The 10,307-nt window shown below is 47.0% G+C and carries 8 protein-coding genes and 1 pseudogene; 6 read left to right on the top strand and 3 right to left on the bottom strand.

Annotated elements, in window-relative coordinates; all coding sequences use genetic code 11:
• Positions 1-86 precede the first annotated feature (86 nt).
• Together WBA89_RS20230 and WBA89_RS20225 are read right to left on the bottom strand one after the other, a co-directional pair.
• Positions 87-167 (bottom strand): IS1/IS1595 family N-terminal zinc-binding domain-containing protein, encoded by an 81-nt coding sequence (locus tag WBA89_RS20230; protein WP_424408972.1) that lies wholly within the window; start codon positions 165-167, stop codon positions 87-89.
• A gap of 78 nt (positions 168-245) precedes the next feature.
• Complete coding sequence (locus WBA89_RS20225) at positions 246-1,229, bottom strand: GNAT family N-acetyltransferase (protein ID WP_424408971.1); 984 nt, start codon at positions 1,227-1,229, stop codon at positions 246-248.
• A gap of 795 nt (positions 1,230-2,024) precedes the next feature.
• Between WBA89_RS20225 and pap the strand changes: the two genes are divergently transcribed.
• Complete coding sequence (pap, locus tag WBA89_RS20220) at positions 2,025-3,512, top strand: polyphosphate:AMP phosphotransferase (RefSeq protein WP_424408970.1); 1,488 nt, start codon at positions 2,025-2,027, stop codon at positions 3,510-3,512.
• 709 nt (positions 3,513-4,221) lie between these two features.
• A pseudogene (locus WBA89_RS20215) lies at positions 4,222-4,848 on the top strand (YdcF family protein); the annotation flags it as partial.
• On the opposite strand, the gene WBA89_RS20210 reads toward WBA89_RS20215, so the two are convergent.
• A complete protein-coding gene (locus tag WBA89_RS20210) occupies positions 4,845-5,177 on the bottom strand; it encodes a hypothetical protein (protein WP_424408969.1) in 333 nt (110 codons plus the stop codon). The pseudogene WBA89_RS20215 and the gene WBA89_RS20210 sit on opposite strands and share 4 nt — an antisense overlap.
• A 757-nt stretch (positions 5,178-5,934) precedes the next feature.
• Here WBA89_RS20210 and glsA point away from each other — a divergent pair.
• The 4 genes from glsA (at position 5,935) to WBA89_RS20190 (ending at position 9,932) form a co-directional block, all read left to right on the top strand.
• A complete protein-coding gene (glsA, locus tag WBA89_RS20205) occupies positions 5,935-6,858 on the top strand; it encodes a glutaminase A (protein WP_424408968.1) in 924 nt (307 codons plus the stop codon).
• Between the two features lie 275 nt (positions 6,859-7,133).
• Entirely contained in the window at positions 7,134-7,961 is an 828-nt protein-coding gene (map, locus tag WBA89_RS20200) for a type I methionyl aminopeptidase (protein ID WP_194011501.1), read from the top strand.
• A gap of 403 nt (positions 7,962-8,364) precedes the next feature.
• The gene (locus WBA89_RS20195; RefSeq protein WP_194061608.1) at positions 8,365-9,057 is read left to right on the top strand and encodes a response regulator transcription factor; all 693 of its coding nucleotides are present in this window, start codon (positions 8,365-8,367) and stop codon (positions 9,055-9,057) included.
• A 455-nt stretch (positions 9,058-9,512) separates the two neighbouring features.
• Positions 9,513-9,932: a hypothetical protein gene (locus tag WBA89_RS20190; RefSeq protein ID WP_424408967.1), complete on the top strand. Its 420-nt coding sequence runs from the start codon at positions 9,513-9,515 to the stop codon at positions 9,930-9,932.
• The last annotated feature ends 375 nt before the right edge of the window (positions 9,933-10,307 follow it).

Genomic DNA, 10,307 nt, shown 5'->3' with positions numbered 1-10,307 from the left:
GTATCAGACACAACTGTTCGCGATTCTGTGATGCCCTTGGAGTAAGGATATGCGGTTTGTCGATCGCCACAAACTCAGGAGAGCCCTCAACATTTAAAACTTTGTTTGCCATTGTGAATCCGACCATTTTTCACAATATACTGAGAGTTGCACCTGGGACATTTCATAAGCTAAAAGTTAAGGCTGATTGAATAAATAAATTATAACAGGTAATCCTGACTGTGCATGACTACCCGGAATTGATATTACACAGCCTTGGCCCACTCGATCCAAGTTTCCAGCGGGCGGAAACCGACTGATTTGTAAAGCTTTGTCGCGCCTGTCAAACTGTCAGCATCGACGCTGAGTTTAGCTGTGTTTGCACCGGCTGCTTTCAACTTGTGCAAACCAGCTAACAGCATGGCTTTTCCTAAACCCATTTTCCGAAAGTCGCGCCGCGTACCCAACAATTCAATCCAACCGTCTTTTGTACTGCTATTGGTGTTTTTTTGCGGTTTGATTTGACAGTCGCAGAAAGCTGCAAATTTGCGTGAAGCGAAGCTATCCCGCAGGGAATCGCCCGAAACAGCAATTAAGTCTAATTCCGGCTGATAATTCGGGTCTTGCATCCAGTATCGCACGGTTTCCGCCGTTAAGTCGTGGTGGTTCCAGTGGTCGATAAACGATTGGTTGAACATCTCTACCCAGGGTTGGATGTCTTGTTCTCCGGATACGTGTGTTAGGGCAAAGTCTGCGGGGAATTCGGGTGCGGGAATGGGTTCGGCGAGCGATCGCCCCATTGTGAGAAAATAGCGATCGACCTCAAAGCCCTGTTTCTCTAACAGCAGCATCAGATCGGTTTTATCCTCGCGGCTGTAGGTACGCAATTTTGCGGGTAAATTGCGTTGTTTTCCTACTTCGCCCAGGCGTGTTTCTCCCCATTTAATTATGTCTTTTTCTAAGCCTTCACCCCTTACCTTTGGATGCACGTAAAACCAAAGACAAGCTTCTATTTCATCGGTGGAATCTGGCCTGTCTAACAGTGCCAAACCGATGAGTTTGCAGTTGCCGTCTTCCCACAATTGGACATCGCGGGCTTTGTCGAGTTTGGGCGCATCAAGTATTAGCTTGAGTTCGGTTGCTGAAACTTCTTCGCCGAGTCGATCGACTGTTTCGCAAGCATCGATTAAATTGGCGATCGCGCACCAGTCACTTTCGCCATTGTACGATCGTGTTGTCAAGATATTCATAAAAAACTTACAATCCGTAATTTCGGAATGTTCCTGTTAATCGGTATTGGCAAATGAGTAGAGTAATTCTGACATTTTGCACAAATGTCAGTAACAGTCAAGATGGCTGTTCCACAATAAATTAATTTATGGTGTGACAAGTCAGAAAGCCTGTTACACAATAAATCAATGTTTTTTTGGGGCTGCAGCAGTCCGCACCTCAACTGATTTGAGTATTAGAGAATGGTGTTGATAAAACTCAGAAACCTGTTTATATCACCCAGGCTTTCAGGTTTTACCTCATAGCGCAATCATAAAAATTGGTTGGCCCGTTTGGGCGGTTTTTTTTATTGGAGTCTGTGTCCAGAGGAACGCTCAACCTTTGCAAGCAGCGCCCTCGAAGTTATCAAAGCTGGTGCTTTAGTAACTGTTTTAACGAAATTTGATGCAGCTAAGTAAAGAAGTTTTCACCCCCACCGGGTAGTTGATTTTTACTTTTGCTCTATCTTACAACAAATCCTGTTTCAGGGATTTGTTGCTGCTTTTGTTCGCTCACCCGATCGGGTCAGAGGAAAAGTTGAACTTATTAAAAAAGTTCCATAACTCAAATATAACCGCTCAGGTTTTTTTTGGCAAGCTTGATGCGAGGAGAGTTTGGTTGATATTAGCGGCAGCCTGGATGCGGCCGCACAAGCACCCCGCTTGCAACCGGTCTTAAGTGTAGTTTTAATAACTTTTGACCGCAGTTGAAGATTTAATTTTCTCCAAACGTTAAACTAACGTTAAACAGTTTTCTCGGATTTGTATGAGGTGAATATGTTCGACAACCTCGATTTAGATATTTCCCTGGATAAAGAAACCTACGATGCCAAAATCGAAGTTTTAATGCAGCAGTTGCGATCGCTCCAAAAAGCTTGCTGGGAAAAAAAAATGCCCGCCATCATCGTACTCGAAGGCTGGGCGGCTGCGGGCAAAGGCGCTCTGGTCAAAAAAATGGTGGGTTACATGGACCCGCGCGGGTTTGCCGTCCACCCGATTTGGCCGCCCTCAGATGCAGAAATGGACTATCCTTTTATGTGGCGGTTTTGGCAGAAACTTCCAGCGCGGGGGCGGATTGGCTTTTTTTATCACAGTTGGTACACTCATGTTTTAGAAGACCGGTTGTTCCAGAGAGTCTCCGACGCCCAAGTACCGACAATCATCAGACAAATCAACGCCTTCGAGCGAATGATGGTAAACGACGGCGCGGCAATTGCCAAATTTTGGATTCACCTGAGCAAAAAAGAACTCAAGCACCGGCTCAAAAAACTAGAAGACGATACCTTACAAGCTTGGCGAGTGCGGCCGGAAGATTGGAAACAAGCCAAAAAATATCAAGAATACACGACTTTAGCCGAAGAAATGATAACTCAAACCGGCACGGGCCCGGCACCTTGGACGCTAGTAGAAGGTGACTGTCAGCGCTGGGCGAGAGTCAAAGTTTTAACGCAAATGGCAGCCAAAATTACAGAAGCCCTAGACAGGCTGCCGGCGCAATCTGCACCCCTGAAACTGCCGCTTCAAGAAAAGTTGCAGCCCACCGAGCCCGACTTGCTCGCCCAAGTAGATTTAACTCTATCCTTGTCGCCAGACGAATACAAACAGCAACTTCGCGAAGCACAAACCGATTTTGGCAAACTGCAACAAAGCATCCACGAAGATGAAATCCCCGTGTTAGTGCTGTTTGAAGGTTGGGATGCGGCGGGTAAAGGAGGCGCGATCAAACGCTTGACGGACATATTAGACCCCCGCAGCTATACCGTCAACGCCTTTGGGGTCCCGACAGACGAAGAAAAAGCTCACCACTACCTCTGGCGGTTCTGGCGAGAGTTGCCGAGTGCTGGTAAAATCAGCATTTGCGATCGCAGTTGGTACGGTAGAGTGCTCGTCGAGCGAGTCGAAGGATTTGCCACCGACCTCGAATGGCGCCGAGCTTACCAGGAAATCAACGAATTTGAGGAGCAACTCACCAGTTTCGGTTGTGTCTTAGTTAAATTCTGGCTGCACATCAGTCCAGACGAGCAACTAAAGCGGTTTACAGAGCGACAAAACAATTCATTTAAACAATACAAACTTACCGAGGAAGATTGGCGGAATCGCCAAAAGTGGAATTATTATGAAGTGGCGGTAAATCAAATGATTCAGCGCACCAGCACCCCGGCTGCTCCCTGGACGCTAGTTGCGGCCGATAACAAGTATTATGCTCGTGTTAAAGTAATTCAAACGGTAACGCAGGCAATTCGGAATCAACTGAAACGCCGATAAATTGGGGTTGGTGAATGGGTAACAGGTATGGAAAAAAAAAGCAGGCAGCAGAAAGCAGGCTTGAATTGCCAATTTCACTTGCCTGTACTCGCTCCATTACCAATTACCAATCAATCATTACCAGTTATCAATTACCAATTAACTGTCAGCAATCTGTGATTGGAAGTCGCGGGCTCGATTGCCTGCAACCAATAGTTGGTAGCTGACCGGAATCGAGCATTTCTGATAAGTGCGATCGGACTGCGTTATTGGCTAAAGTTAAAAACCCACCGATACCCGCAGTTCTTCCCGCAGCTAAGTTCGCGCTCGTTTCCACACTTCTGTACTAATTTATGAAGACACAGAATATTGCAAGATGCCAGAACTTTTAGCTCGCATTCTATTTCTATTCCTCCTCTTCTCACTGATCAAATCGTGGTGGGATCAATCAGGAGGCAAAGACAATCCGTTAATAGACCGGCTGCGCGTTTTGCTGCTGATCAGCCTTTTGTTCCTGGCTTTTTTCGCGCCAGACACGCCAGTCGGAGCAGCGATTTTCGGTCTCATAGCCTTCTTCTTTAAGCCCCTGGGCTTTTCGATCACGCTGCTGGTGATTGCATCGGCGCTGATCACCAACGGGGGCATCCGCAACCCGGCACCGAGAATGATCCTGGCTGCACTGCTAGTTTTGATCCTGTCGAGTATGCCAGTTGTCGCTTACTGGTTCGCCGATCAAGCAGAACGCGATGCCGCAGCCCGCACAGTTTGCTGCGACGAAACAGCAGCAGCCATAGTCCTGCTGGGCAAGGGAACGACTCATCCTCACCACCGAGAAGCAATTCAACTGACAGATGCAGGCAATCGCCTGCCCTACGCTGCCGTTTTGTATAAAAAACAACTAGCACCTTTGGTCATCGTTAGCGCAGGGCCCAGAGCAGAGTTACAGAATTATACTGGCGAAGCCAAAGATATCGAGACTTTGCTGGCAAGCAACATGGGCCTGCCCCGCACCAGTATCGTTCTCGACGATAACGGCAGCAATATACGCACCAGCGCCGAGGAAGTGAGAAAGATCCTCGACAGCCGCGGCGTCGGGCGTAAAGTAATCCTGGTAACATCTGCGATTCAGATGCGCCGTGCCAGCCTAGCTTTTGCAAATATGGGCATTCAGGTGATTCCCAGAGCTACCGACTTCTACACTTACCAGCCCGTGTCTGGAGGGAAATCCCGACTCCGTTTAGACGCGGGAGATTTTCTGCCTAGTGCAGAAGCCTTGGTAACTACGACGAAAGTATTCGATGAATATTTCGGGTCTCTTTATTACTATATGCGCGGCTGGCAGGCTCCCAGGGCCTAAAGTGGCGAGTTGCTGGTGTTTTTCTTAGGCAACAGCGACTGCTCCCCAGATTGGTTTAACATCTCCTGAGAATGACGCCTTTGTGGGGAGCTGTAATTTCTGATTCCAGCGGGGTCTCCGACGGCAAAGTTGGCAGTTAACAAGAACACCGCCCAAAAGATAGGTGCTTCCCACTCGGATTTTTTTGGAGGTGTTTCTGTGGCTTTGACTGATTCAACGTTGATTTTGATGTCTAATTTGCCCTCGATTTCTTTGCCTTTGAGAACTCCGTCTTTGCATACGCCCTTAAAGGTCAGGGGAGCGGGTTTTGGTGCTTCTGCTTCTGCCATTGTTTTATCCTGGTTTTGGTGAATCCGGTTGGATAGTCATTCTTAAAGGTTCGGGGGGTCTCCGGACAGGATTGGGCGAACTCTGAAAGAATTAAGTTACATATGCACCCCGCCCCTTGCTGGGGATTAAACCATAAGAACCTGAAGGCCTTTCAAGCCAGTGCTGGTTGGTTGTGGTTGGCAGCGCTGCCGGTCGGGCTGCTAATTATATATCTGGGTGAAAGACAGGTTTTTATGCAAAGACAGATTTTTTCTCAAAAACTGTCAATAAATTTATTATCTCCGCGCCGATGAAAATGTCAATACATTTAAAGCTGAGTTTGCTTTGTATCACGTAAGTAACCGTGTTTCTGGCAATACCTCTGGAGTGGCGCAATTATTTTAAGAAACTGATTTCTGGCTCAGAGAATTGTCATTTTTATAGTTTCAATATAAGATTGGAAATGACAGGCTGCATAAGGGTTTAAAGTTTGCCTGCAGTTGCATTGTTTTTTTGAAACTGGTATCGATCGCGCGATCGGACTGCTAATTTCAAATCTCAAAGGATCTAAATGTAGGTGATGAAGTTTGAAAATACATAGGTCTTGGACGATCGAGCGATACCAAATCCGGGTAACATACCCCCTTAACGATTCGGCGGTTGAAACCGCGTCTACACAAACGATGTCGGCCTGCGCCGAATCAAAAATAAAGGGGTGGCCAACCCGGATTTGGTATCGCTCGATCGGTTTATTTGCGCCTGCGGACTTAATCGACAGTGAACACATCCACTAGCAAACTATCTTCCCTGCAACCGGAACAACTGGCAGCTTGGGCAAAAGAGGCAATTAATCGCAGTAAATCCGGTCAAGTGCCCGCATACGTACCTCTGCTTGCGCGAGCCGACAGAGAAGGGTTTGCCGTACAAATTCGGGCAATTGACGGTAAAATATTGAGCTGGGGTAGCATCGCTCAAACATTCCCGCTGATGAGCGCTGTCAAACCCTTCGTGCTGCTTTACTTGCTGTGCGAATTGGGCGAAAAAACGGTTTTTGACTGCGCGGGCTGCGATCCTTCGGAAATGCCTTTCAATTCCCTGACTCAACTCGAAACAGATGGAGGGAAGCCGAGAAATCCGATGATTAATAGCGGGGCGATCGCCCTAGCGTCTCTGATTCCGGGTAACAATGCTGCGGCGCGCTGTCAAAACTTGCGAACTTGGCTGAACCAACAAGCAAACAGTCGGTTATTTGTGGACGAGTTAATGCTGGATTCAGTAAATGAAAAGCGGAATCAAAATAATCGGGATCTTGCCTTAGCAATGGTAAAATCCGGTTATCTGCAAAACTCGGAAATTGCCTTAGAAACCTACAATCGAGTTTGTTGTTTGTCGGGAACTGTGGAGGATTTGGCCAAGCTGGGAATGGTGCTGGTAAAGAGTGAGGAAGCACTCTGGGAAAACTGCCGCACTGTCAAAGCGCTGATGGCTACTTGCGGTTTGTATGAAGCATCCGGTCGTTTTGCGCTGCGGGTGGGACTGCCGGCCAAGTCGGGGGTTAGCGGGGCAATGCTTTCGGTAATTCCGGGCGAGGGCGCGATCGGCTGTTACAGTCCGCCCCTAGATCGAGAGGGAAATTCTGTCGGGGGCTTATTTCTATTGGAACAAATAGCTAAAGCTTTGCGGCTGAGCGTATTTGATTAGATTGTATTTTTCGACGGCGGTAGGTCGAAAACCGTAAAATCTTCTCCCTGTCTGTCTTTCAGGCTCTCTCGAACTCTCTCGGACTCTCTCGGACTCTTTCCCATCTTCCCGATCGCGATCGAACCAATTCCGTGCGAATTTGTGAGAAAAATATTAAGCTAGCTTAAAGGACAAGCGATCGACAGTTGGAAGACACCCGTTTTTCCCCAAACAGCCGGATAGTTGCCGTTTTTTGCTTTAACCTGCCTTCAAACTACAAAATTACCTGACATTCAATGAATATTTTTAGCAGTCTGCTTTCCGCGCCAACGAAACAACCCCAAGTCACAAAACAGCGTCGAGGCATTGAAATTAAGTCGGAACGCGAAATCGAAATAATGCGGCAGGCGGCGAAAATTGTCGCAACGGTACTGAAAGAAATTTCGCAAATTGTGAAACCGGGAATGACTACTGCTGATTTGGATGTTTATGCCGAAAAACGCATCCGAGAAATGGGTGCAACTCCCAGTTTTAAAGGCTATCACGGTTTCACCGGCTCGATTTGCTCTAGCATTAATAACGAAGTTGTTCACGGCATCCCCAGCCGCAAAAAAGTAATTCGGGCCGGAGATGTTCTGAAAGTAGATACGGGAGCATATTACCAAGGTTTTCACGGCGATTCTTGCATCACGATCGCAGTTGTGGAGGTGACACCGGAATCGGCAAAATTAATTAGAGTTGCAGAAGAAGCTCTATATAAAGGTATCGAACAAGTGAAGGCTGGAGCTTATTTGCTCGATCTCGCCGGCGCGATCGAAGATCATGTCAAAAGCAACGGTTTTAGTATCGTTGAGGAGTTTACCGGCCACGGTGTCGGGCGCAATTTGCACGAGGAACCGTCGGTTTTCAATTTCCGCACTCGCGAAATGCCGAATGTGAAATTGCGATCGGGCATGACATTGGCGATCGAGCCGATTCTGAATGCGGGTTCTAAGTACACTCGGACGCTGGCTGACAAGTGGACTGCTGTAACGGTTGACAATGCTATGTCGGCTCAGTTTGAGCATACTGTGTTGGTGACGGACACCGGTTATGAAATTTTGACCGATCGTTCAAAAGTTTAACTCGGAATAGTTCAAGAATAATTGTGAGATTGCCGCGCGATCGCGAACAAGTCTGCGCGGTTTTGAGTTGTGAATCAAAAAAATCAGTTGTTAATCAATGGATTAAAACGAAACTCAAAACTCTTGAATTTAACCACAATACGGTTTAGTTAATGATGTTTATCCCCCGGAGATATCCATCGCTTGCCCCTTAAAAAGACCAACTTTGAGCAATTTCTTGTTCCCCACTTGTAGGGGCGGTGTCAAGAGTGCCCGCCCTCTTGGCTGGGGGGGATCGGGTTTAACCCAAGCCTATAGGAGTTTAATCGAAATTTTTTGAATTGCTTCTATAGATGGAGTGACAAGGATAGTTGAATTCAGCTAAGTTGACAGATAATAGCGATCGAACTTAAGGGTAACGGATATGTCAGCACGATTATTATTGGTAGATGATGAACCGGGCTTGCGGGAAGCGGTACAAGCTTATTTGGAAGATAGCGATTTTTCGGTTGAGGTTGCCAGTAATGCTCGGGATGGGTGGGAACTCTTGCAGCAGTACAATCCGGATTTGGTGATTTCAGACATCATGATGCCGCAGGTGGACGGCTATCAGTTTCTCAAGCAAGTGCGGGAAGATCCTCGGTACAAGGCTTTGCCGGTGGTGTTTTTGACGGCTAAGGGGATGACGGGCGATCGCATTCAAGGCTATCAAGCCGGCTGCGATGCTTATCTTTCTAAGCCCTTCGATCCCGACGAATTAGTCGCAATTGTCACGAATTTGTTGGCGCGCCGCGCGGCTGCTAAGGAGACAGGCGAAAATCCTGAAAGTCCTAATATTGCTGCTTTGGCCAGCCAAATGGCGAGAATTGAGTCTTTGCTGAGCGGGCGAAGTTCGATCGTCCAAAGTGCTTCGCCGATCAAAATTGATTTGACTCCGCGAGAGCAAAGTGTTTTGGATTTAGTTGCTCAAGGTTTGATGAATAAGGAAATTGCCCGCCGCTTGGAAACCAGCGTGCGGAATGTGGAAAAGTACGTCAGCCGTTTGTTTAGCAAGACGGGTACTAACAGCCGTACTGAGTTGGTTCGCTTCGCTCTCGAACACGGCTTGACTCAGTAGGATTCCTCTCGACTTTGCTTCGGGCTCTTCCTCCCCGCTCTGCGTTACCAGGCTCTTCCTGGTAACGAGAATGCTGCAAAAAATTAAAAATGTTAAGATATAATTATTGACACATCTGCGGTGGGTATGGTATGGCAAATCAGTTAGCAGGCGGCAGCGCGGGGCTGCGATCGAAGTTCTCACCGTTTTGACTCTGGGATTCACACGGGCGATCGAGTTCGGGAATTACTTAATTGGAAAACCTGACTGTTTAAGAGTTTTTACGTAGTAAACAGAAGTAGGAACCCTTGACAAAATACCCTCAGCCTCCGCCCGTGCAAACTTCGCGCGAAGTTTCAAAGCTCGAATTATATTTTATCTGACAACAAACTACTATTCATTAATAACAGGGATCTAAAGTAGTGGCGGATGTTGAATTTAGAGGAGAAAAATTTAGTTAATACCAGGAGGCTCTCATGGGAAAAATCACGGCGCGACAAAGGATAAGTGCAGCGATCGCACTGCCGATCGCACTAATGGCTAATACAAATCAAGCTTTGGCCGCCGATACTGTTCAGAAAATCGATCCAATTAAAGAAGTTTCAACTTTTGGCGACGAGCTAGATTTTGAGATGGTGCTACCGACAACAATCGCCATTGAAGAAAGCGAGGATTGGGATCGACCTGATTTTTCAGCTACTAACTTAGATATGGAGATTACTAAATTTATGACAGAAAATCTTCAAGCTGTAATTGAGGAGCCGCCAATGGAGGTTACTAAACTTATGACAGAAAATGTTCGAGCTGTAATTGAGGAGCCGCCAGCCGTAGTTTATCTCAGTGCGGCGAGGGGCCAGTCCACCAGGGAATGCCGGATTTCCGGGATATGTGAATGATTGAGTCAGATTTGTGCGGTTTGTGCGATCGGCTTTTTCACTAGGTATAATTCTCGCCGTGCGAGGGTAAAAAAATCAGTAAAATCCAGCAGATTTTCTTGAACTTATGCGAATAACAGAGTATGTATTTTTTCGGGTATGCTTTAACTATATCTAGTAAAACAATCGGACAATTTCAAGGCTGAGGCGTGGGGAGCTAGAAACCCGGTTTTTACGAATTTTGGAAAAACGAGAAATATAAGAAGAAACCGGGTTTCTGAGTTTAGCAGATTTGGTTCGCACTGCGAACGGTTTTGGATTTCTGAGATCGTACCAATTTCAAAAAATAATGCAACAGTATTCTTGTCCCCCCCCTTTACAAGGGGGGGCTAGGGG

This window comes from Microcoleus sp. (assembly GCF_049646505.1).
In the GTDB taxonomy this organism is placed as follows: Bacteria; Cyanobacteriota; Cyanobacteriia; order Cyanobacteriales; family Microcoleaceae; genus Microcoleus.
This window is presented reverse-complemented; position numbering and strand designations above follow the sequence as displayed.

Excerpts from the sequence above, each read along its gene's own strand:
- WBA89_RS20230 (WP_424408972.1), bottom strand. The coding sequence starts at position 167 with ATGAAATGTCCCAGGTGCAACTCTCAGTATATTGTGAAAAATGGTCGG.
- WBA89_RS20225 (WP_424408971.1), bottom strand. The coding sequence starts at position 1,229 with ATGAATATCTTGACAACACGATCGTACAATGGCGAAAGTGACTGGTGC.
- pap (WP_424408970.1), top strand. The coding sequence starts at position 2,025 with ATGTTCGACAACCTCGATTTAGATATTTCCCTGGATAAAGAAACCTAC.
- WBA89_RS20210 (WP_424408969.1), bottom strand. The coding sequence starts at position 5,177 with ATGGCAGAAGCAGAAGCACCAAAACCCGCTCCCCTGACCTTTAAGGGC.
- map (WP_194011501.1), top strand. The coding sequence starts at position 7,134 with ATGAATATTTTTAGCAGTCTGCTTTCCGCGCCAACGAAACAACCCCAA.
- WBA89_RS20195 (WP_194061608.1), top strand. The coding sequence starts at position 8,365 with ATGTCAGCACGATTATTATTGGTAGATGATGAACCGGGCTTGCGGGAA.
- WBA89_RS20190 (WP_424408967.1), top strand. The coding sequence starts at position 9,513 with ATGGGAAAAATCACGGCGCGACAAAGGATAAGTGCAGCGATCGCACTG.